This window comes from Shewanella sp. SP1S2-4 (genome assembly GCF_031932075.1).
GTDB classification, from domain to species: domain Bacteria; phylum Pseudomonadota; class Gammaproteobacteria; order Enterobacterales; family Shewanellaceae; genus Shewanella; species Shewanella baltica.
In genome coordinates, this window is record NZ_JAUOET010000002.1 from 128,252 (window position 1) to 150,370 (window position 22,119).

19 protein-coding genes are annotated in these 22,119 nt (G+C 47.8%); 11 read left to right on the top strand and 8 right to left on the bottom strand.

The features are described 5' to 3' along the window. Positions 1-15 precede the first annotated feature (15 nt). Positions 16-789, bottom strand: coding sequence for a methyltransferase domain-containing protein (locus tag Q4Q52_RS02785; protein WP_311989790.1), 774 nt, complete (start codon positions 787-789; stop codon positions 16-18). Positions 790-1,204: 415 nt separating this feature from the next. On the opposite strand from Q4Q52_RS02785, the gene Q4Q52_RS02790 reads away from it, so the two are divergent. Beyond that, a complete protein-coding gene (locus Q4Q52_RS02790) occupies positions 1,205-2,035 on the top strand; it encodes a MaoC/PaaZ C-terminal domain-containing protein (RefSeq protein WP_011845701.1) in 831 nt (276 codons plus the stop codon). Positions 2,036-2,115: 80 nt separating this feature from the next. Here Q4Q52_RS02790 and Q4Q52_RS02795 read toward each other — a convergent pair whose 3' ends face one another. Beyond that, on the bottom strand, positions 2,116-3,006 hold the full coding sequence (locus Q4Q52_RS02795) for an aldo/keto reductase family oxidoreductase (RefSeq protein ID WP_311989791.1): 891 nt from the start codon (positions 3,004-3,006) through the stop codon (positions 2,116-2,118). A 204-nt stretch (positions 3,007-3,210) separates the two neighbouring features. Between Q4Q52_RS02795 and Q4Q52_RS02800 the strand changes: the two genes are divergently transcribed. After that, positions 3,211-4,983 carry a formate--tetrahydrofolate ligase gene (locus Q4Q52_RS02800; RefSeq protein ID WP_311989792.1) on the top strand — a complete coding sequence of 591 codons (1,773 nt, stop codon included), beginning with the start codon at positions 3,211-3,213 and terminating at the stop codon, positions 4,981-4,983. A 172-nt stretch (positions 4,984-5,155) separates the two neighbouring features. On the opposite strand, the gene Q4Q52_RS02805 is transcribed toward Q4Q52_RS02800, so the two are convergent. Then, the gene (locus Q4Q52_RS02805; protein WP_311989793.1) at positions 5,156-6,805 is read right to left on the bottom strand and encodes a mechanosensitive ion channel family protein; all 1,650 of its coding nucleotides are present in this window, start codon (positions 6,803-6,805) and stop codon (positions 5,156-5,158) included. A 245-nt stretch (positions 6,806-7,050) separates the two neighbouring features. Between Q4Q52_RS02805 and Q4Q52_RS02810 the strand changes: the two genes are divergently transcribed. Next, positions 7,051-7,380 carry a hypothetical protein gene (locus Q4Q52_RS02810; RefSeq protein WP_006084232.1) on the top strand — a complete coding sequence of 110 codons (330 nt, stop codon included), beginning with the start codon at positions 7,051-7,053 and terminating at the stop codon, positions 7,378-7,380. A gap of 111 nt (positions 7,381-7,491) precedes the next feature. Here the strand turns inward: Q4Q52_RS02810 and Q4Q52_RS02815 are convergent, their stop codons facing one another. Beyond that, the gene (locus Q4Q52_RS02815) at positions 7,492-7,617 is read right to left on the bottom strand and encodes a hypothetical protein (RefSeq protein WP_086010635.1); all 126 of its coding nucleotides are present in this window, start codon (positions 7,615-7,617) and stop codon (positions 7,492-7,494) included. 290 nt (positions 7,618-7,907) lie between these two features. Here Q4Q52_RS02815 and Q4Q52_RS02820 point away from each other — a divergent pair, with 290 nt between their 5' ends. The 6 genes from Q4Q52_RS02820 to rraB all read left to right on the top strand — a co-directional run bounded on the left by Q4Q52_RS02820 (position 7,908) and on the right by rraB (position 12,787). Next, positions 7,908-8,198: an ABC-type zinc uptake system zinc chaperone gene (locus Q4Q52_RS02820; RefSeq protein ID WP_311905635.1), complete on the top strand. Its 291-nt coding sequence runs from the start codon at positions 7,908-7,910 to the stop codon at positions 8,196-8,198. Between the two features lie 82 nt (positions 8,199-8,280). Further along, a complete protein-coding gene (locus Q4Q52_RS02825) occupies positions 8,281-9,465 on the top strand; it encodes a hypothetical protein (protein WP_311905636.1) in 1,185 nt (394 codons plus the stop codon). Further along, positions 9,449-10,357, top strand: coding sequence for a metal ABC transporter solute-binding protein, Zn/Mn family (locus tag Q4Q52_RS02830; RefSeq protein ID WP_311989794.1), 909 nt, complete (start codon positions 9,449-9,451; stop codon positions 10,355-10,357). The genes Q4Q52_RS02825 and Q4Q52_RS02830 overlap by 17 nt, the downstream gene beginning before the upstream one ends. Before the next feature lie 4 nt (positions 10,358-10,361). Beyond that, positions 10,362-11,162 (top strand): metal ABC transporter permease, encoded by an 801-nt coding sequence (locus Q4Q52_RS02835; RefSeq protein ID WP_006084227.1) that lies wholly within the window; start codon positions 10,362-10,364, stop codon positions 11,160-11,162. A 161-nt stretch (positions 11,163-11,323) separates the two neighbouring features. After that, complete coding sequence (locus Q4Q52_RS02840; RefSeq protein ID WP_012090274.1) at positions 11,324-12,067, top strand: 1-acylglycerol-3-phosphate O-acyltransferase; 744 nt, start codon at positions 11,324-11,326, stop codon at positions 12,065-12,067. Between the two features lie 306 nt (positions 12,068-12,373). Then, positions 12,374-12,787 (top strand): ribonuclease E inhibitor RraB, encoded by a 414-nt coding sequence (gene rraB, locus Q4Q52_RS02845; protein WP_311989795.1) that lies wholly within the window; start codon positions 12,374-12,376, stop codon positions 12,785-12,787. A gap of 79 nt (positions 12,788-12,866) precedes the next feature. On the opposite strand, the gene Q4Q52_RS02850 is transcribed toward rraB, so the two are convergent. Both Q4Q52_RS02850 and Q4Q52_RS02855 read right to left on the bottom strand, forming a co-directional pair. Continuing rightward, complete coding sequence (locus Q4Q52_RS02850) at positions 12,867-13,853, bottom strand: sensor domain-containing diguanylate cyclase (RefSeq protein WP_006080017.1); 987 nt, start codon at positions 13,851-13,853, stop codon at positions 12,867-12,869. An 18-nt stretch (positions 13,854-13,871) separates the two neighbouring features. Beyond that, positions 13,872-14,867, bottom strand: a complete 996-nt coding sequence (locus Q4Q52_RS02855) for a response regulator (protein WP_006080020.1) — start codon at positions 14,865-14,867, stop codon at positions 13,872-13,874. A gap of 542 nt (positions 14,868-15,409) precedes the next feature. Here Q4Q52_RS02855 and Q4Q52_RS02860 point away from each other — a divergent pair. Continuing rightward, the gene (locus Q4Q52_RS02860; protein ID WP_311989796.1) at positions 15,410-16,216 is read left to right on the top strand and encodes a crotonase/enoyl-CoA hydratase family protein; all 807 of its coding nucleotides are present in this window, start codon (positions 15,410-15,412) and stop codon (positions 16,214-16,216) included. Between the two features lie 35 nt (positions 16,217-16,251). Here Q4Q52_RS02860 and Q4Q52_RS02865 read toward each other — a convergent pair whose 3' ends face one another. Both Q4Q52_RS02865 and rapA read right to left on the bottom strand, forming a co-directional pair. After that, on the bottom strand, positions 16,252-17,148 hold the full coding sequence (locus tag Q4Q52_RS02865; RefSeq protein WP_115333828.1) for a DUF3530 family protein: 897 nt from the start codon (positions 17,146-17,148) through the stop codon (positions 16,252-16,254). 257 nt (positions 17,149-17,405) lie between these two features. Further along, positions 17,406-20,312, bottom strand: a complete 2,907-nt coding sequence (rapA, locus tag Q4Q52_RS02870) for an RNA polymerase-associated protein RapA (protein WP_311989797.1) — start codon at positions 20,310-20,312, stop codon at positions 17,406-17,408. Between the two features lie 406 nt (positions 20,313-20,718). On the opposite strand from rapA, the gene Q4Q52_RS02875 reads away from it, so the two are divergent. Then, positions 20,719-22,113 (top strand): PhoH family protein, encoded by a 1,395-nt coding sequence (locus Q4Q52_RS02875; protein ID WP_311989798.1) that lies wholly within the window; start codon positions 20,719-20,721, stop codon positions 22,111-22,113. The last annotated feature ends 6 nt before the right edge of the window (positions 22,114-22,119 follow it).

The window sequence follows — 22,119 nt, forward strand, 5'->3', positions numbered from 1 at the left end:
TATAACGACGCGCATTTAAACTGCGGGGCTTTGCCCTAAAAAGTGCACATATCGGCCGAGGGAAATGTAGGGCTCGCGTTGTGAATACTCGAGCTCCATTTGCAGCAGTTTTTGATAATCGAAATCCACTGGCTGACTCTTTTTCAAATAGTCGTGGATCACCCGCACGCCGGACTGGCTGATGAGTGACATTTGCCAGTCGCTAAACCACTCTTTAACCTCTTGAATATAAAGTGGGTGCGTGGGTGTTAGCCGCACTTTCTTTTTCACTTTTAAATCTGCGGCGACGTAATCGAAATTACCCGACACTAAGGCATGAAAACGCATGGCCTCTTTGTTGTAAAACATCAAAGAGAATATTCCCGCAGGTTTAAGCATAGTGAGTAGGCCCGCTACAGTGGGCTTAGCATCCGTTAACCATTCGACGACCGCATGGCACAATATGATATCGAAATAGCCATGGTGCTCAACTGACAGAGCTTGAATAGGCGCATGGATAAGCTGGATAGCTAATGGTTCAGGCGATGCATCTATCTGCTCTTGCGCTTGCGCCAACATCTCCGCTGAGATATCGCACAGCACCACTTCGTGGCCGAGGCGGGCCAATTTTTGGCTAAAGTAACCAAAACCACCGCCTGCATCTAATACCCTGAGTTTTCTATTCTCCAGTTTTGCTAGCGCAGGTGCGAGGTCGCGCCACAGTACCGCGGCACGAATGTCGCCTTTAGGCGTACCATAAATATTTTTCGCAAATTTTTGCGCGAGCTTGTCAAAATTCTTATCTTGCACGTGATAACTAGGTTAAAGAGAGTGGAAAGATAGTGTGGCACAGACGTAAATTTTTCGCACTCAGGAGATGTTATTGCCGAATCGAGATGGACAGATTTACATCGTGATATTTTAATCTATTGATTTTATTGGTAGTAATTATTCCTACTAAACTTAGGGATACACAGAACTCTGTCCTCTGGGTTATAATCACGCCGTTTTCGACAAACCTGACTCTATAGCTATCCATTCGGTGAGTCAGCATCAGCCCTTATTAAGACGCAGCGCGGCCTGTTTTACACTCGTTATCAACTTGATTGAGCAGACGTTACTCGTCTGTGCGGGGTAATTTATGGCAATGCATTTATGTGCCAAGGGATAGTTAATTAAAAGGTACTCAGACTTGAATAATGCATATTGTGTTGAATTGAACGCGATGCCGTCGCTGTTTTCTCTTTATCGCAAGATCTTCTTTGGCCGTAAGCCGGGTTGGGATCAGCAACCGCTGCCCCATATTAAGGTGACCGCGCCACATGTGACTGTGTCTGAAACTAAAGTAAGCCAATACGCGCAGGTGTGTGGTTTTCAATTTGACGGTAAAGTGCTGCCGCCAACCTATCTCTATGTGATGGCATTTCGCCTGCATGCGGTGATTTTTACCCACGATGGCATCACTTTCCCGCTGCTTGGGATGATCCACCTTAAGAACCGCATTCAAGTGTATCGCCCAGTGACGGTTGACGAGACTTTCTCCCTCGAGTGCGCCTTGACCACAAGCCGTGAGACTGATTCCGGCTTAGAGTTTGAATTTGTGTCTAAGGCGTTTGTGGGTGAAGAACTCGTTTGGGAATCGCTATCCACCTATTTATATCGTATCGATGTTGCTGGACGCCGGGTTCGTCCACCTAAAGCCATTGATATGGCGTGGGAAACGCCGCAAAGCTGGCGCTTGAGTGAAGATTTAGGCCGTCGTTATGCTAAGGCGTCTGGTGACTATAACCTGATCCATTTGCATCCTGTGCTCTCAAAACGTTTTGGTTTTGATCGCGTGCTCGCCCATGGTATGTGGTCTAAGGCCCGTTGTTTGGCTGAGTTGATGCCAAGCATTGGCGATCGTCCATTTACTGTGGATGTGACCTTTAAACTGCCACTGTTGATGCCTGCTGATGTCGGGTTTGGCTATGAGCAGAACACCGATAATATGGTATTTGAATTACGTGACAGCAAAGGCCGCCGCCCGCATTTAAGTGGCGATGTGCAGTTTTAAGTCGCACTCAATAATGCATACAACAACGGCGCCTTCTGGCGCCGTTGTTGTTTATGGTTGTTGCGTTTGAGAAGTAAAAATTAAGGTACGCTGTGACCCATAGATGCTTGCCAAATACTGAACCATTGCTGGCGATCGAGCTGGATCTCATTGGAGGCAACGGCACTCTTGATCCGCTCGATATTGCCACTGCCGATAAGTGGCACCGGTCGGCTTGGTAGCATACGAACCCAGGCATAAATCACTTGGCTGATATCTTGGGCTCCCACTTGCTCGGCGATGAGCTTGAGGGTTTGATGCAAGCGAACTGCCTGTGGATTAGTGGTTTCAAAAATCTTTCCGCCCGCTAAGCACGACCAAGCCATAGGCCGAATACGACGTTGCTGACACAAATCGAGCGTACCGTCGTGTAGGGTGCTCATCGCTAGTGGCGAGAGTTCCACTTGATTAGTGACTAAAGGAGCATCCAAGCGCGATTGCAGCAAGGAAAATTGTGCATTGGTGAAGTTCGATACGCCAAAATGCTGCACTTTACCTGCTTGCTTGAGGAGCTTAAATGCCTCGGCGACTGCATCGGCATCCATCAGGGGATCGGGTCTGTGGATCAGCAGCATATCTAAATAATCGGTATTGAGCTGCTTAAGGGAATGCTCGACGCTGGCAATAATATGCTCGCAGGAGGTGTCGTAGTGATTAACGTAGCGCTCAGGGCGGCAGGCAAACGCGGGTTTAATACCGCACTTACTGACAATTTGCATCTGTTGGCGCAGTGCAGGCTTTAAGGCTAATGCCTCGCCAAACAAGGTTTCGCATTGATATTGGCCATAAATATCAGCGTGATCCATAGTGGTCACGCCTAATTCTAGGTATTGCTCAATCAGGCTAAGGCGCTGCATGGGCGTCATGTCCCAGCTTTCCATTCGCCAGAAACCGGCAACAAATTCAGAAAAAGTAAAATGGGACTCGCTCATGCTGTTCCTCTTTGGGACTGTGTGCTTTGGATTTATAGGGCGCAGGGCAAAATATTTGATGCAGATTAAGGAATCGCTCATTAACCCTTTCGATGGCTATATATCTTAAAGCCAATCACCTAATATCCGCCCTATTCAATGAGTGTTGTGCTTAGCAACCCCTCATACTAAACCAAAGCGTATCTGAAAGGGAGAAATCGACGCATGCTGACAGATATGGATATTTCGAGTCGCGCAAGCCTTAAAAACATCACCGAAATTGGCGCCGACTTAGGCCTGTTACCCGAAGAGATGATGCTATTTGGTCACACTAAAGCCAAGGTTGAGCTCAGTGTGTTGCAGCGTTTAGCGGGGCAACGCAAAGGTAAATTGATTATCGTCACCGCAGTTACGCCTACGCCCCACGGCGAAGGTAAAACGGTGACGAGCATTGGCTTAACGCAATCGTTAAATGCCATAGGCCAAAAGGCCTGTGCTTGTATTCGCCAGCCTAGTATGGGACCTGTGTTTGGGGTGAAAGGCGGTGCTGCGGGTGGCGGTTATGCGCAAGTAGTGCCCATGCAGGAGATGAACTTACATCTCACGGGTGATATTCATGCCGTCAGCAGTGCCCACAACTTAGGGGCGGCGGCGATTGCGGCGCGGCTATTCCACGAGGCGCGCTTAGGTAAAACAGAATTTGAAGCGCAATCTGGACAAGCGTTTTTGGCTATCGATCCCAACGAGATCCGCTGGCACCGAGTGGTCGATCATAATGATCGCTGCCTTAGACAAATTCATGTGGGCTTAGGTGATAATAACGGCCCAGAGTACGAATCCAGTTTTGATATTACCGCCGCCTCTGAGTTGATGGCGATTTTAGCCTTAAGTCATGATTTGGCGGATATGCGGTCGCGGATCGGTCGTCTAGTGTTAGCCTTAAATACCCAAGGGCAAGTGATTACCGCCGAAGACTTAGGTGTCGCTGGGGCGATGACGGCCATCATGGCCGATGCGATAAAACCGACGTTAATGCAGACCTTAAATGGCTCGCCTTGTCTGATCCACTCAGGACCCTTTGCCAATATTGCCCACGGTAACTCGTCAATTATTGCCGATGATATCGCCCTCAGGCTGGCGGACTTTGTGGTGACCGAAGGCGGTTTCGGCTCGGATATGGGCTTTGAAAAGTTCTGTAATATCAAGGTGCGTCAATCGGGTCAGGCGCCAGCCGCCGCTGTGTTGGTGACGACTTTAAAAGCGCTGAAGGCCAATAGTGGCTTGGCAACTGAGGTGGATAGCAATGTATCAAATATCCATGTGCCAAACATCAGTGCGACAAACATCAGTGCGACAAATATCAATGCCCCAGATCAGGCTCGACTCGAAGCGGGCTTTGCAAATTTAAACTGGCATATCAACAATGTGGCGCGTTATGGCATTCCTGTGGTGGTTGCCATTAACCGTTTCGCCACTGATTCCGATGCTGAGTTGCAATGGCTAATGGAAGCCGTCAACGCGAGTGCTGCCTTTGGCTGTGAAATTAGCGATGCCTTCAGCCAAGGGGAGGCGGGCGCTATTGCCTTAGCGCAAACTGTGGTTCGCGCCGCTGAAATTGAGAGTCAGTTCAAGCTGTTATATCCAGATGAAGCGTCATTGGAGGCAAAGTTATCCACCTTAGCCGAAGTGGGTTATGGCGCTGCAGGCGTGAGTCTTTCTATCGAGGCGAAACAGCAGGCGCAGCAACTGACCGCGCTTGGCTATGGACATTTGCCCTTGTGTATTGCCAAAACGCCGTTATCCATTAGCCACGATCCTAGCTTAAAGGGTGTTCCTAAGGATTTTGTGGTGCCAGTGCGAGAGTTAGTGTTACATGCGGGGGCGGGATTTATAACTGCCTTAGTGGGTAATGTGATGACTATGCCAGGCCTTGGGCTTAAGCCGGGTTACTTGAAAATCGATATTGATGCCAAAGGTGAGATAGTCGGTTTAGGCTAACGTTTAGATTCAAAACTAACATTTCAATGAAAACTCACGCTTAGATGCAAAAGCGCTGCAGAGATAAAAAAGGGCGAGCTTGCTGCTACGCCCTTTGACTCTGGTTTAACGTGCTAATACTGGTTTAACGTGCTAATACTGGTTTAACGCTCTAGCGCTGGTTTTAGAAAGGTTACTTCGTGGTTTGATAGATATGCACATCGCGCTGCGGGAACGGAATACTGATCCCTTCGGCGTCGAAACGCATTTTCACTTCACGGGTAATGTCCCAATACACTTCCCAATAATCTTCCGGTTTCGCCCAAGGGCGCACGATAAAGTCGACCGAAGATTCCCCCAGCAGATGCAGTTTAATCGTTGGCGCTGGCAGTGCTTGCACCTTTGGATGCGCCTCGACGATGGATTTGAGAATCGCTTCAGCATGTTCGATATTGTCGCTGTAACCAATACCAAATGTCATATCCACTCGACGTTGGTGCTCGGCCGTGATGTTGTTAATAGTGTCGCCCCAAATCTTATTGTTAGGAATAATAAGACGTTGGTTATCCATGGTTTTAATCGTAGTCGAGACCAGACTCATGTGGCTTACTCGACCCGTGACACCAGCAGCGTTGATCAAATCACCCACATCGTAGGGACGATAAATTAAGATCATCATGCCAGAGGCAAAATTCGACAGGGTATCTTGCAGTGCAAAACCAATAATCACACCCGCAATACCAAAGCCTGCGAGTAGCGGCCCAAGTTCGATCCCAAGCTGGGATAGGGCGACCAAGAGTCCTATGGTAAAGACGGCTTTGCCTGATAGCGATGTGAAGAAGTCTTGTAATAACTTGCTCAAATTCAACTTAGAATTGCTAACGGTATTCTTCACGATCTGTTTGGCTAACTTGCCAGCTAGACCCGCGATAATTAAGATCAAGCAGAATACAAACAACTTAAACACGACGGTAGGGCCATGATTTATTGCTTGTTCCTGCGCCGTATTCAGCCACTGCTCGACTAAGCTCGAGGCCACATCAAAGCTCAACACGTCCTGAGTAATATCGCCTGACACACTGAACAAGGTCTTTTTCAGCGCGGCGGTGTCTTGGCCTAAAGCATCGAGTAAGTTGATGTCGATATTTAAGCTTTGGCTATTTTGGGCCAAACGTTCCTTTAGCATCATCACATGGCTAGTTTGCGCCGACGTGACATCTTTACCGGCATTGGTTGCGGTATCGACCGCAGCTTGCAGTTGCTGCTGAGTGTAAGTCACTAAGCTTTCAAGCATATCTGCACGCGCAATCAAAATTTGCAGCAGGGACTTTTGTGCTTCGCTAACATCTTGGCCAACTTGTTCGAGCCAATTGAGTGTCTCGAGTTGCTGTTTGTAATAGGTGTCTTTGTCTAATTCGCGCTTAGAGATATCGAGCAGAATCGCATCATCTGTACCCGAGCCTAGTTGCAGCTCCAATTTATCAATGTTGTCATCGATATAGGTATCAATCTGTTGGATGTAGTTCAATTGCCCTTGGATTAATGGCTGCAGAAAAGCACTGTCGATCGGCGTTGCTTCGAGCAAATCTTTAATCTTATTACGTAACTGTAAGGTTTTGTTTTGAATGCGATATTCGACAATCGTTTTCAACTCACCTTTGGCATGTTTCAGCTTATGGATATCGGTATCGATAGCTTGTTGCAACATAGCCAGTTCGGCTTTGACCGCCACAGGTGTGGTTGATGTACTTTCGGTTGCCGCGACAGGTTCGGCTTGCGCTGGGGATGAGAGATTTAATAATGGGATAAACAGGGCAAACACTAGAGCGAGGTAGCGATGCATAGGTGTGATCTTAAATAGAAATATGTCTGAGTATGATAGTGGCTGCCGGATTGACTGTAAAACGTCGTCGAGTGAAATTTGCTTCGGAGCTAAGGTTTTTTGTAGCAAGGGTGTATTTGGCTTACTGCTGGGCTCGTGGTTTTCCCCGCATTTTCGACAAGATTAGCCTTTTATCAGCATTTGCTGGCCGTACTCTGGTAGGGATCTGGTAAACTTGCGCATCGCTATTTAGGAATCGTGTTTTCATGTTGTGTTCCCATTGTAATCAGTACATCAAGGTCAGTGACATCACCCAACAAAGAGGCAAAGGCTTCGACGCCCAAGTGCGTTGTCCCCACTGCACCGCTTGGTTAGGCCGTAGCCCAACATTGGCTAAGCTTAAGTTATTGGGCTTTTATTTGAGTGTGTTTACAGCGGGATACAGTTATTTCGATGCCTCAGTGCGGCACTTTGCGATCCCTGTGATGATTTTTTCGCTGATGTTGTTGTTCGTGAGTCACTTTATGGACCAAGTGATCACCATTGAAGCGCCGGAACCCGTCGATGATAGTGACCAAAGACAGAAGTACCGATAGTAGATAATCAGCTGAGGCAGAAATGATTCGAGCGCCTATAGTGGGCGCTCAAGGTATAGCGAAAAAGGAGTTTACCGAGGCGAATTACCGCCACAGAGTGTGACTCCTGGTTTACTGAACGACTTGTTCTTGGGCCGCTAAGGAATGCTCAACGTAATAAATCCCACCAAATATCACCACGCTGAAAATCACTATCCCTAAGATAAGCCCTAAGTTTTCACGAAAAAATGCTAGCATGAGAGTTGCCTTTTGGTGGTTAAAAACGGACGCCATATCGAGCTCAATTTCGCCGTTGTGCTCGCTGACATAAAAACTAAATACACTATAGTTACACTCACTTAAGCTAATCTTAAATGTACTCTTTTACCAGCACTCCCGTAAGGTTTCGCCGTTATGTACGAGGCAAGTTGCTGCTAAGATTACCCTGCTCAAATATCTTGTAACCTTTTGCAAAGTGATTACCTTATTGCAACTTGCTATGGCCCTGACATAGACTTATGCAACTTTTTAACTATGGGGACGACTGAGTGAGACTTAAACGTCACATTAGACGCACGATTTCGATATGGCTTTCGGCCATCTTGATATTGCTGTCTTTTGCCGCCTCAGCCCATAGTGTGACCCATCTTGACGATGGGGCTAAGACCCACTGTACCCTGTGCTTCCATCAGCACCAGCTCAACAAGATTCTATTGACCCAACCGCTGACGCTTAATTTAGGCGTACAGCATTTCGATGTGGTCGAATTTGTTTTACCCCCCTCCATTTCTAAACACGTCAGTGTTTATCGCAGTCGTGCGCCTCCTGTCACGCTCTAAATCAACTCAAACATTTTAACTTATTGTATTTCTTGATGACTTTATATCAGTCGTCGAGTGCTAGTTGTATTTTGGAGATATCATGACTGTTTTAAATACCCGAATTTCTTTGGTGGCTTTGGCGTGTGCGTTTGTATCGCCTAGCTTATTGGCTGAAGATTCGAGCCTCACGAACCCAGCGATCAGCGCCGTATTAAATGGTTACTATCAAACGGGTGAGCGCCCATTAGCCGAGAGTCCAGATGGCTTTGGTTTAGGCGAGACTGAACTGGCGATGAGTGCCAATATCGATGATATGTTTTACGGTAAAATCACCGCAGTAGTTGAAATGCATGACGGTGAGACTGAGCTGAATCTTGAAGAAGCCTTCATTCAAACCATGGCGATGTCAGCGGGATTTTCTATCCGTGGTGGCCGTTTCCTATCGGACATTGGTTACCTCAATAACCAACATTTACACACAGATTCTTTCACCGACCGTCCAGTGGTTTACCGCGCATTTTTAGGCGGCCATTATTTCGATGACGGTATACGTTTCAACTACGTAGCGCCAACCGACTTGTATTGGACTATGGGCGTTGAAGCCTTTAAGGGCGACAGTTTACGTGCCGCCGATGAGCATGGTGAACGTGAGTTTAAGAAGGTCGGCGTTTATACCTTGTACTCAAAAATCGGTGGCGACATAGGCGATAACAGCTCATGGCAAGCGGGTTTAAGTTACCTGCGTAACGAGAATGGCCAAGTGACTGCCCATGAAGAAGGCGAGCATGAAGATGAGCATGACCATGGTGATGAGCACGCAGGTCATAGCCACGCCGCATCGTACACAGGTAAAAATACCTATGGTGCTGATTTTGTTTATAAGTGGGCGCCTAACGGTAACTACAAATATCAGAATCTTACCGTGAGCGGCGAGTATTATCGGGTGAGCGATTTTACCCCTGTCGATCTGCATCCAGAGGATGCGCCAAGCCAAGATTACCACCAAGGTTGGTATCTGAGCAGTGTGTACCAATTCACGCCTAGCTGGTCAGCGGGTGTACGTTATGGTGAAGCGGATACCCAAGAACTCCATGGCGATCATTTCCATGGGCAGAAGTTGAAAGAATCTGAGGTGAGTTTGGCTTGGCATTCTAGCCATTTCTCGACGGTTCGTTTCCAGTATACCAATCAAAAGGGTACTAACTTCGACGGAATTGAAGACGACAACATCTTCACTATTCAATACATTATGTCTCTGGGGGCTCACGGTGCGCATCAATTCTAATTTAGCTAAATTGGCCGCAGTGGCCTTATCTGCCACTTATACTGGTTTGGCCCACGCCGAACTGAACGTGTTTGCCTGTGAACCTGAATATGCAGCATTAGCGAAGGAGCTGGCTCCTACGGCGAGCATCTATTCGGCAACAACAGCATTGCAGGACCCGCATCAAGTGCAGGCGCGTCCGAGTTTGATCGCCAAAATGCGTCAGGCAGATCTTGTGGTCTGCGCCGGTGCCGATCTTGAAGTGGGTTGGTTGCCTATGCTGCAGATGAAGTCGGCAAACGCTAACGTGCGCTCGACCGATCAAGGCTTATTTTTCGCCGCCGATCAAATCGAGACCTTAGATAAGCTGGCCAGTGTCGATCGCAGCATGGGTGATGTGCATGCCCAAGGCAATCCACATATCCATTTTGACCCGACGCGGCTGTTAAAAGTCGCCACGGCACTGAGTGCTAAGCTGACTCAGTTAGATCCTGCTGGCGCGGCCGATTATCAAAAGTCACTGGCAGATTTTACCACTCGCTGGCAAGCCGCAGTCCCGCGTTGGGAAGAGCAAGCTAAGGGATTACAAGGTAAAAAAGTGATCGCTTACCACTCAAGCTTCAGATACTTATTCAACTGGATTGGTATCGAGCAAGTAGCAGATTTAGAGCCTAAACCGGGTTTAGCTCCAACGAGCGGCCACTTAGCGAGTCTGCTGACGCGCGCTGAACAGGGAGATATTCTGGCGGTGGTCGTGGCCTCTTATCAGGACGAGCGCGGTGCAAAATGGCTGGGTGAAAAAGCGAACTTGCCCGTGGTGATGTTGCCTATGTCTGTGGGTGGCAACGATAAGAGTCAAGATTTATTTAGCCTTTATGACAGCGTGATTTCCCTCTTAAATGGAGTGAAATAAACCTATGTTTGATCTTGAACTGATGTCGATTCTGTTGCCTGCATTGGCAGCTGGGATCTTAGTGTTGTCGACGCATATTGTACTTGGGAGACAAGTACTTAAGCGTGGCATCATCTTTATCGATTTAGCGATAGCGCAAGTTGCCGCCTTAGGCGCGATTGTCGCTCACATGGACCACAGGTTAGAAGACATGCCGTTTGCTAATGTGTGGATGCCAGCGTTGTTTGCCCTCGCGGGCGCAGGGTTTATCGCTTGGTTATCTAAGCGGATGGCGGGTGAGTTGGAGGCAATGATCGGCTGCTTTTATGTGTTGTCTGCGGTAGCGGCTATGTTGCTGCTGGCGAACGACCCACACGGCGCCGAGCTGTTAAAGCAATTGATGTCAGGTCAGATCCTGTGGGTGAGTTGGTCACAACTGATTTTGCCAGCAGTGGTATATTCACTGGTGCTATTGGCGATATTCCTGCGTCCCCAGATGTTGGATGGTGCTGGGTTCTATCTGTTATTTGCGCTGGTCATTACCTTGTCGGTTGAATTAGTGGGCGTTTATCTGGTGTTCAGTACCTTGATATTGCCCGCTTTAGCACTGAACAAGTACCGCGGTAAAGGTCGGTTATTTTACGCTTACCTCGTCGGTTTGTTGGGTTATGTTCTAGGATTAGTCCTGTCGGCGACGTTAGATCTGCCCAGCGGTGCGGCGATTGTCGCGACTTTGGCCGTGAGCGCCTTAGTCATCCGTTTTGTGTTAGCTAAAGTTGCGCCTCAGGCAACGGGATCTGAAATCCTGCCAAAGCACCACGCTTAGATAAATATTGATATAAAAGCCCATCGATACACTGGATTTTCAGTATATCGATGGGCTTTTTTGCTTGCTTGTTAGCAAGTCAGCTTACAGATGTAAACAATATATTGAGTCCCAAAGCCATGGTGGATATACTGTCGCCACTTTTATAGTCGGAGTAAATCGTGCTTTTAATCGTCAGATCAATGCTGTTGGCGGTGTCATTGTTGCTTGCCTTTATTTTTGGTGGCTTAGTGTGTTTATTAAGACCTCGGCACCGCGACAATGTACATATGTTCGCCAAGATCTTCTCATCGGTCGCTCCGATCCTTGGGATCAAAGTGATTGTACGTCGACATAAAGATGTGCAGGATGGCCCCTATATTTTCCTCGCAAATCATCAGAATAACTTCGATCTTTTCACTCACACGACAGCGGTACCTAAAGGGACTGTGAGTTTGGGCAAGAAGAGTTTGGCGTGGATGCCATTATTCGGTCAAATTTATTGGTTGTCAGGGAATATTCTGATCGACCGCAAAAACCGTCATAGTGCCTTTGATACTATGGCGAAAACCGTGGAAAAAATTAAACAGAAGAATTTGTCTGTGTGGATTTTCCCTGAAGGCACACGTTCTCGTGGTCGCGGTTTGTTACCTTTTAAAGCGGGCGCTTTCCATACTGCGATTGCGGCGGGAGTGCCTGTTGTGCCGGTATTGGCCTCGTGCCAAAGCCACATTAAGCTCAATCGCTGGAATAACGGTGTAGTCATTATCGATATGATGGCACCTGTGCCGACAGCTGGTTTAGATAAAGCCGATGTGAAAAACTTTTCTGCGCAAATCCATGCCAGCATGTCGGCGAGATTTGCTGAGATAAATCAAGAGGCGGCAGCACTTATGGGTAAAACTCTCGCGAGTGATGACGTATAATATACCCAAGCTACCTGAAGATACGAGTTTCAGAGCGCCTAGGGTGCTTCAATTCAAGGCGCATCAATGAAAGAATGTCGGTCACCTTTTGAATTGATGCAACACGGAAATGGAGTGCCCTAGGCGCTCCGTCCCGGCGGGTTTTAAAGCACTTTATGCTGAGTTGGTTATTTTTAACTTAGCCCGCTAGGTCTGCAAATAACCGCCTTGCCTAAAGTGCGTTAAATTCCCGCTGAATCCTGCATCTTCAGGTTGTTTGGGTATAATGCCAATTTGAGCCAGATTTACCTTAACGGAGACAAATCCATGTCTATTGAAAGTCAGTTAAAAGCCCAACTTGCAGAGAATCGTGACATAGTGCAAGCCCTGCTTGACGATGGCTCAGAGCCTGATGCGGAATATGTTATTGAGCATCACTTTTCATCGACCAATTTCGATCGTCTCGAAAAAGCCGCAGTAGATGCCTTTAAATTAGGTTTTGAGGTAAACGACGCTGAAGAAATGGAACTGGAAGATGGTTCAATTATTTTCTGTTTCGATGCTGTCGCGCACCACAAACTAGAAGTTGAATTACTGGATAAAGCCGCAGAACAACTGCTGCAATTAGCGGTAAAACAGAAAGTGGAATATGACGGTTGGGGCACCTATTTCGTCGGTGATGAAATGGATGACGAAGATGAAGACGACGAAGAAGAAGATGATGATGGTTTCCCTCATTAATTCGTACGTAAATATCTAATCTGTACCGTTTTAAATAAAAATGCCCATCTATGATGGGCATTTTTATTGGGTGAATATGTTAGTCTTGGGTCGTTTTGTTCACACTGGTACTGGTATGCAAAACGCTGCAATTACGGCCTTTTTGCTTGGCTTCGTACAGCGCTTTATCGGAGCAAGAAATCCAGCTTGAGCTGCTGGTGATGTGGGAACCAATTTCGCACACACCTAAACTCACAGTCACAGAGATCTTCAGGCTTTCATACAGAATGACGGATGCGGCGATTTTTTCCCTGAGTCGCTCGGTGAAATACATGGCATCGGCGCCGCTGGTTTTGGGCAATACGACTGCAAATTCTTCGCCGCCATAACGTCCGGCGCAATCGGTCTCACGCAGGGATTGGCTGAGTAAGTGGGCGATATGCTGGATCACTTTATCACCCGCAACATGACCATAGCTGTCGTTGATATGTTTAAAGTTATCGATATCTATCATCACTAAACTTGCCATGCCTGAGTAGCGGGCATATATATCGTACTCATGGTCTAAACATTCTTGCCAATGGCGACGGTTATGCAGCTGAGTCAGGCCATCGGTTTGGCTTAGGCGCTCGAGTTGCTCGTTCGCGGCTTTAAGTTGTAACTTGTTGATGGCGATATCAGTCACATCATAAATAATCACACTGATATGGGTCACTTGTCCCGTGAGCGATGCCAGTGGCAACAAGGTCACGTTTTGGTACATGTAGTCAGCACGGCCCGTGATCGGGCGGTAGTTTTTAAATTGGAAAACGTACGGCCTTTGTTCCCAGCTAATAAATGCACGGTTTTTAAGCATAAAAACCGATTCCATTTTCTGCTTTAACCAAGTGGCGGGCAGATCGGGGAAGCGGGTAAACAGGTTTTGACCTTTGATCGAATTAGGGGAAACACCGCTGTGATTCTCCATAAAACCGTTCCACAGCTGGATATTGTAATGGCGATCTAATACCACTAATCCCACCTCTATGGTTTGCACCATATCGATGAGCCAGTGTAGTTCGTTCATTGCGCTTTGGTCATTTGACATAGGATAAAATCCAACTGGTTAATCAAGTAAATAGCCGAGTTTATAGCTAAGCGTGGGGATAGAATCCTCGGTGAAGAGCAGTAACAAATCGCATTGAATATTATGATCTTCAATCCGATAGTTGATCTCCATAGCCAAAGTTCGCTGCCATTTCTCTGAATTATCATGGATCAGATCGTTAACCGTGCAGTGCCGTCCTAGCACGACAGGGTGAGCCTGACTAAATTTCATGTCGAGCTGTTCAGAAATGCCGTTAAGGAAGGCGCCGATCAGCACGTTTCCGGTATCGATCAGGACTTCTATCTCAGTATTTTTATCTTCAGGATTGGCTAATCCCATCAGCTTGGCCATGTCCTTAAAGCTGGAATCATGGAACAAGAGCAGGGCTTCACCCGCAATCCCCGCCCCAATAAAACCTTGGCAAAGTGCCGATACGGTCGAGCTTTCTTCCGTGGCTTTGAGTGCCATGGTCAACTCACTCACCTCAAGCACGTTCACATTGGGGATGGGCAGTAACACGAATACATCGAGTAACTTTGCTAACAGATCGGCGGCGCGGCCCATGGCGACGTTGGCTATTTCTTGGCAAGCGTCACGCATGTCGACTTTGATCATCGGGACTTCGTCGGCGATATCTTTCTGCGTCAGGGTTAGGATGCCGTAATCTTGCAAAATGTTGCTGATGGCATCGGCGCTAACGGGTTTTTGAATAAAATCTAATGCGCCTAAGGCTTTGACTCGCTCATGAGCTTTGATTTGAATGTCGCCAGAGACCACAATGATCAGCGCGGGGAGATCCTGCTGCTGCACGGTTTGCAGTACTTCATAACCGTCCATCACTGGCATGTTGAGATCGAGAAACACCACTTCGCCTTTTCCGGCTCGGATAGCATCAAGGCCTTCGGCACCATTGGTCGCATAAGTAATTTCCACATCCCACTCTTTTGGGAGCGTGCGGGCCATTTGCTTACGCGCCATGGCGGAATCGTCACAGATGAGTACAGATATTGACATGCTGACTAGTGATCCTTATTTGCCCATTAATTGAAGATAACACTTATTTTTCAGGTCCGACTGACGAATTGCGTTCTTCGGGCAAGTCTGATTTATATCTTCTAGATGTAACTTATAGATATTATTGATTAATTTCGTTTTTTCGCTGACATTAAAATTTGACTCATTATTGAATCATATGATGCAAAATCTTAAATCGAGCTGGCTAATTTTTAGCAAATAACAAGGATGTAGCGCATAAAAACGGACGATTGAGTCCATTTGTTTGCGGCTTTATCCTTAGCGGCAAGTACAGTGCTACATAAGTGTCGATGTTGGCGGCGAGGTAACTTCATTGCCGAGTTCGATAAGTCTATCTCATCGAAAGATACATTAGGATTACCGCACGTAGTGGCGACAGCCTAACATAAGTTGCCTTCAGTCCATGTTTGAATTGGCAATATTTTGACTCAAGTCAAAAAACAGGCTTATGTTATATCTTTTAGTGAATTATTCCAAACGTGTTAACATTTATTCTGGACTGACCAGTAACGGAATATTTCATGAGTGGCCAAAGTGTACAAGTCAAAATCGATGATGGCATCGCCTATGTGTTGCTTAATCGTCCTGAAAAAATGAATGCGATTAACTATTTGATGTTTAGTGATCTCGACCGTGCGATTAAAAAGATCAAATCTAATCGTGGGGTACGAGCCGTGATCCTCTCGGGGGCGGGTGGCCATTTTAGCTCTGGGCTCGATGTCAAAAGCGTGATGTCGGCACCCATGCAGGCGGTTAAGTTACTGTTTAAGGGCTTACCTGGGAATGCTAACTTGGCACAGCGGGTGTCATTAGGTTGGCAAAACTTGCCTGTACCTGTGATTGCCGTGCTTGAGGGCTGTTGCTATGGCGGCGGTATGCAAATTGCCTTGGGCGCAGATGTGCGCATCGCTAGCCATGACTGTAAGTTATCGATTATGGAAGCGAAATGGGGACTCGTGCCCGATATGGCGGGGTTGGTCGCGTTAAGGCAAATCATGCCTAAGGATCAAGCCATGCTGCTGAGCCTGACGGCAAAAGTGCTTGAGAGCAATGAAGCGCTGACCTTAGGACTCGTGACCCAAGTGAGCGAGACGCCGATGGAAGCGGCTCAACAATTGGCGCAGCAACTGATGCAAACCTCACCGGATGCAGCAGCGGCCATCAAACTCAGCATTAACCGTAGTTGGACGGCTTCGGTGCGTAGCCTGCTTTGCCGTGAGTCGATTAGTCAGATTCGGTTATTGTTAGGCAAAAATTGCAAGATAGCGGCGGCGCGTCAGCTGAAAGATCCGCAGAAACCTTACCAAGATCGTCAGTCGGGTTGGTAGTGCTATTTGGCTCGAATTAGTTGGAATCGTGGCGTTTACTGCGCGCCGCTCATGCGGGCGGAAAAGCCTTTAATCGCATTTAAACAATTCTGCCACGCGCTCTCGTTATCTAAATTGAGCGCTAAGCTGGTTTGGCGGTAGTTAGGGCTTTTTAAGGTCACGGCTAAAATCTTACGATTAGCGGCCGTTTCTAATGAGGCGGGATGACCGTCTGGCGATTGGATATCTAAAATCGGCAGCGTGAGTTTCGCCAGTTGCTCCGCGAGTGCTTGGTTGAGCTTTTCATCCTCACGATAGGGATTGATGACGATCAGCACATCGGGATCGGCAATCTTCTTTTGGCTCAATAGGCTAATCAATAATCCAGCGCTTTGGTCGGCGGTGATCAAAATGCGTTTGCCCGCATAGTCTGCGCCGACCGCATCTAATTGCGACATGCTTTGGACCAGAAAGTCTTCCTGCTCTTGCAGATGTTTGCTGTTATCTTCGGGCTTGATTTTAGGGCTAGGTTTGTTGGACGGCGAACTTAATTGCGCGGCGCCGGGCGAGGTGACTTCGGTGGCGGCGGTGGCAAAATTGGCCGCAGGCAGCTCAGTTGGCGGAGTTAAACTTAAGCTGGCCCAACCGGCAGGATTAATATTACGGCGCACAAACGCCATTAGTCCCGGCGCGTCTGCTGTGCCGTTGGTGGCGGGCAGAATGATTGCCGCACCGAGTTTCTTTTTCCCTTCCCATGGCCGTACTAACAAATCGTAGGGCTGATTGTCTATGGTGATTTGTTTGACTTCATTCTCGGGTAAATAGCGGTTATTTAATTTTTTAGCACTGACTTCGGCTGGCGTTGGCGCAGCTGTTGCTGGGTCTGCCGCGCGGGAAGAGATGGTAGTGAAACCAAGTAGGAGGCAAAAGAGAAGTGAAATAATGCGTGCCATAGAATTGATAACCACCTGTGTAGTCTCATAAATTCATCAGTGCTTGAGTATAACCTGAACAATTACCAAAAAGTGAACTTTCCTCGCCAAAGGGTCATGCCTCATCATTTCGGATAACCAAGTCAGTTGAAGTGACGCCGCTGAGCATCAAAAGCCGCTTATTATAGAAAACCACTTTGAATCGAAAGCTAAAGGGCATAAAAAAGCCCAGCGCTTTGGCTGGGCTAATTGATGGAAACCTGTGGTTTCGCTCGGGCCTATACGTGGCTAACGAGCACCATCCGGATCGCATCGAGTTGTAACTGGCTGGCATCCAGATAAGTGTTTAACTCTTGCATCTGATTGCGCAGGTATTCCAATTCTTCCTCACGGATATTGGGGTTCACCGCCTTGAGTGACTCTAAACGACTTAGCTCTGCGCTCAGTTGCTGAGTCATTTTCTCTCTGGCTTGGGCGACCATTTCATCCACAACCACTTGAGCATATTCCTCACCCTTAGCAAATAACGGATGCAGAATTGGCTGAGATGCGGTGACTAACTTGCCGCCAATGTGACGATTCACCGCGCTCAATTGCTTATCGAAACTGGCGTAATCCACTTTAGCCGACAGGTCGTTACCATTTTTATCCAGCAACACGCGAATGGGTGTCGGTGGTAAATAACGATACAACTGGCTCGACTTAGGTGCAGAAGCATCGGCCATGTAGATGAGTTCTAAGAATAAGGTACCTGCAGGCAGGGCTTTATTCTTCAGAATCGCGACGCTGGTGGTGCCGGTTTCTGAACCTGTGATCAGATCTAGCCCCGTTTGTACCAGTGGGTGCTCTTGGGTGATCAGCGCAATATCATCGCGAGATAACGCTGTGTCACGGTCGAAGGTCACAGTCACGCCATCTTCTGGCAAGCCAGGGTAGGTTGGGAACATCATGTGTTCGCTTGGACGCAGAATGATCGAGTTTTCACCCTTATCTTCTTGATCGACACCGATAATATCCCACAGACGGATCACTGAACCGATCAAATGGGTATCACCATCATTCTGGGCGAGGCGTTGGACGATAGCCATTGCCTTCTCGCCGCCGTGTGAGTTGATTTCCAGCAGTTTGTCGCGGCCTTGCTCCATGGCGTGCTTGAGTTCTTTATAACGGCTCTGGGTGTGATTGAGCAGGTTTGTCAGCTCGTCGCTGTCATCAACCACAAGCACGTTTAACAGATCTTCGGCAAATTCACTGTAAAGCACATGGCCACTCGGACAAGTCAGTTCGAAGGCATTTAGCCCTTGGTGATACCACTGCATCAAACGTTCTTGGGCGGTCTCTTCAAGGTACGGCAAGTGAATTTGGATATCATTTTTCTGGCCGATACGATCTAAACGACCGATGCGCTGTTCCAATAGATCTGGGTTTAGCGGCAGATCGAACAGGACTAAGTGACTGGCAAACTGGAAGTTACGGCCTTCAGAACCAATTTCAGAACAGATCAGTGCCTGTGCGCCGCCTTCCTCTTGAGCAAAGTAAGCGCCAGCTTTATCGCGCTCGATAATCGACATGCCTTCGTGGAATACCGTCGCTTGAATCCCTTCGCGGGTGCGCAGGGCTTCTTCTAAGCTCAGGGCGGTTTCCGCTTGGCTGGCGATGATCAGCACTTTTTTGCTGCGGTGTGATTTTAAGAACTCAATTAACCAATCCACACGGGGATCGAACTTCCACCAACTGGCGCTGTTATCTTCAAATTCTTGATACAGCTTTTCAGGGCTCAGGGCTTGCGCCGCTTTCGCCTCTAATGACTTGTGTCCGCCCATCATGCCGCTGACGCGTGCGGCTGTTTGATATTGATCTGGCATGGCGTGTGGGTAAGCGTTAAAGAAACGCTTAGGGAAGCCTTTTACTGAGGCGCGGCTGTTGCGGTATAAGACGCGGCCAGTGCCGTGACGGTCGAGTAATTCTTGCAGTAATTCGCTGCGAGCAGCTTGCTGTACTTCGGCATCAATACTCTCGGCTTGGATTAAACGAATACTTGGGCTGATGTCTTTCTCGCCCAGTAATTCGGTCAAGCTGTTGATAGCGGTATCGGGTAATTTAGCGTTGCCAGCCAGCGCTTCGGCGGCAATGGCGACGTCTTTATAGCTGTCTTCTTCGGCTAGGAAGGCATCGTAATCGTAGAAACGATCCGGATCGAGCAGGCGCAAACGGGCGAAGTGACTTTCATGGCCAAGTTGATCCGGCGTTGCGGTTAACAGTAAAACGCCTGGGATCACTTCGCTTAATGCTTCAACCACTTGATAAGCGCGGCTTGGCGCTTCTTCGGTCCATTCTAAGTGGTGAGCTTCGTCAACCACTAACAGATCCCAATCGGCATCTAGGGCTTGATCAAGACGTTTTTTCTTACGCAGTAATTCGAGTGAACAAATTACTAATTGTTCTGTGTAGAAAGGATTGTCGTGATCGGCATAGGCTTCTACGCAACGATCTTCATCAAATACCGAGAAGCGCAGGTTAAAGCGGCGCAGCATTTCCACTAACCACTGATGGCGCAAAGTATCGGGCACGATAATTAGGATGCGTTCGGCGCGGCCGGTCAGCAGTTGTTGGTGAATAATCAGACCCGCTTCAATGGTTTTACCTAAACCCACTTCATCGGCTAACAGTACACGCGGTGCATAGCGACGACCGACTTCATGGGCAATCCACATTTGATGCGGAATAAGTCCAACGCGTGGACCTTGCAGACCAAGCAAATCCGATGAGGCCAGTTTGTGGCGCAACATTTGGCACTGATAACGCACACCAAAACGGTCGAGGCGATCGATTTGGCCGGCGAATAAACGGTCTTGGGGTTTATTGAAACGAATATTGTGGTTCAGCAGGGTTTCACGCAGGGTAACTTGCTCGCCTGTCTCACTGTGAATGCCGTGATAGATTACTATCCCGTCTTTCTCGGTCAATTCACTGACCGCAAGGCTCCAGCCTTCATGGCTTTCAACCGAATCGCCGGGATTGTATATAACGCGTGTCAGAGGGGCTTCTGCTCGGGAGAACATGCGGTTCTCACCCGTGGCAGGGAATAAAACAGTGACCATACGGCCTTCTACTTGAACCACAGTTCCTAAACCAAGCTCTGACTCGGTATCACTTATCCAACGTTGACCTAAGGCGAACGGCATCTTAAATTCTCATTTCTAGGCGGACTCTAACAAAGGGCGCGTATGTTATACCAATACTCGTGATATTTAAATCGCCCTCTCACCCGTTAGAGCCTAATTCCCAGAGTGCTAGATTACAAATTGTACAAGCGACAAAATTGTCGTGCCAGTACATGAAATTGTCACGCTAATGTCACATCCGCGGTTATACACTGCCTCGAGTCTGTATGGTAAACAATGGTTGCTGTATTGTTATCTCGTGAGTTTGGTGCCAATATCAACTTAAGGTTTAAGTGCGAGTAAAGTGCTATCAACTTGAACCTTATGATCATTCTTTGCCATAAGCTTTGCCAGTAATAGGAGTTGGGTAACTTTTATTGAGACTCAAAAGTTTGTTTAAACTTTAATGAAGCACTCTGGAGGCGCCATGGAACAAGACGACAGAAAGTTGTTTGTACTGGATACCAATGTGTTACTACATGAACCTTTGGCGATCTATTCGTTTAAAGAGCACGATGTGGTCATTCCGATGACAGTGCTAGAAGAGTTGGACCAGATTAAAGATCGAAAGAGTGATGTGAGTCGGGATGCTAGGGTTGCTATCAGGGCATTGGAAGATACCCTAGGCGGTGAAACTACCCCAGAACAGATTATCAATGGTGTCCCTTTGCCCAGCCGAGAGGGTCATGCCGATGCGGTCGGTTCGCTCTCCATCTTCCCTGACCACCTTGTCGATTTTACCTTAGGCGCCCTGCCGGGAGATGGAAACGACAATCGCATTATCAACACCGCCCTACATCTGCAAAACCTGCATCAACCCCGTACCGTTGTTTTAGTTACCAAAGATATCAATATGCGCCTCAAAGCTAAGGGCGCGGGCATTCAATTGGTTGAAGATTATCGAACTGACCAGTTGATCGAAGACATTCGCTTCCTCAGCAAAGGTTTTTACCAGTTCGAAGGTAATTTTTGGGAGCACTTGAATAAGGTCTCCACCGAGCGTCACGGTAGACACACAGTGCATGAAGTGCCGCTCAAAGACCTCGAAAATGATAATTTCTATATCAACCAATATCTTATCGACACAGAGTCTGATTTTTGCGGCCGTGTTACCGAGCGCACAGACACCCATTTACATATTTTAGATTTAGGCCGTGAGCGGGTGAAAAACCTCGAGGCATGGGGTGTTAAACCTAAAAACGTCTATCAAGGCATGGCATTGCAGGCGCTGCTCGATCCCGATATCGATCTGGTGATCTTAACCGGCCCAGCGGGTTGCGGTAAAACCTTGCTCGCCATGGCGGCGGCGTTGGAACTGGTGGTCGAGCGTAATCGCTACGACAAAGTGATCGTCACCCGTAACACCCCTGAAATCGCCGAATCTATCGGCTTCTTGCCCGGCACGGAAGAGGAGAAGATGATGCCTTGGCTGGCCGCCATTACCGATACGCTCGAAGTACTACATAAGAATGATGTGAATCCCACCGGCAGCATGAACTACATCATGGAGAAGGCTAACATTCAGTTTAAATCGATTAACTTTATGCGCGGGCGTTCGATCCAAAACTCCATAGTGCTACTGGATGAATGTCAAAACCTCACCGCCTCGCAGATCAAAACCATGATCACCCGTATGGGCGAGGGCACAAAGCTGATTTGCTGCGGTAACTTAGCGCAAATCGACTCTAACTACTTAACCGCAGTGACCTCAGGTTTAACCTATATTGTTGAACGTTTTAAAGACTTTGAAGGCAGCGCCAACGTGTATCTAAATGGCGTGGTGCGTTCACGCTTAGCGGAATACGCCGAAGAGCATCTCTAAAGAGAG

Coding starts and splice junctions, on each gene's coding strand:
- Q4Q52_RS02865 (WP_115333828.1), bottom strand. CDS start 17,148: ATGGCACGCATTATTTCACTTCTCTTTTGCCTCCTACTTGGTTTCACT.
- rapA (WP_311989797.1), bottom strand. CDS start 20,312: ATGCCGTTCGCCTTAGGTCAACGTTGGATAAGTGATACCGAGTCAGAG.
- rraB (WP_311989795.1), top strand. CDS start 12,374: ATGTCTATTGAAAGTCAGTTAAAAGCCCAACTTGCAGAGAATCGTGAC.
- Q4Q52_RS02875 (WP_311989798.1), top strand. CDS start 20,719: ATGGAACAAGACGACAGAAAGTTGTTTGTACTGGATACCAATGTGTTA.
- Q4Q52_RS02815 (WP_086010635.1), bottom strand. CDS start 7,617: ATGCTAGCATTTTTTCGTGAAAACTTAGGGCTTATCTTAGGGATAGTG.
- Q4Q52_RS02835 (WP_006084227.1), top strand. CDS start 10,362: ATGTTTGATCTTGAACTGATGTCGATTCTGTTGCCTGCATTGGCAGCT.
- Q4Q52_RS02855 (WP_006080020.1), bottom strand. CDS start 14,867: ATGTCAATATCTGTACTCATCTGTGACGATTCCGCCATGGCGCGTAAG.
- Q4Q52_RS02805 (WP_311989793.1), bottom strand. CDS start 6,805: ATGCATCGCTACCTCGCTCTAGTGTTTGCCCTGTTTATCCCATTATTA.
- Q4Q52_RS02810 (WP_006084232.1), top strand. CDS start 7,051: ATGTTGTGTTCCCATTGTAATCAGTACATCAAGGTCAGTGACATCACC.
- Q4Q52_RS02795 (WP_311989791.1), bottom strand. CDS start 3,006: ATGAGCGAGTCCCATTTTACTTTTTCTGAATTTGTTGCCGGTTTCTGG.
- Q4Q52_RS02850 (WP_006080017.1), bottom strand. CDS start 13,853: ATGTCAAATGACCAAAGCGCAATGAACGAACTACACTGGCTCATCGAT.
- Q4Q52_RS02860 (WP_311989796.1), top strand. CDS start 15,410: ATGAGTGGCCAAAGTGTACAAGTCAAAATCGATGATGGCATCGCCTAT.
- Q4Q52_RS02825 (WP_311905636.1), top strand. CDS start 8,281: ATGACTGTTTTAAATACCCGAATTTCTTTGGTGGCTTTGGCGTGTGCG.
- Q4Q52_RS02800 (WP_311989792.1), top strand. CDS start 3,211: ATGCTGACAGATATGGATATTTCGAGTCGCGCAAGCCTTAAAAACATC.
- Q4Q52_RS02790 (WP_011845701.1), top strand. CDS start 1,205: ATGCCGTCGCTGTTTTCTCTTTATCGCAAGATCTTCTTTGGCCGTAAG.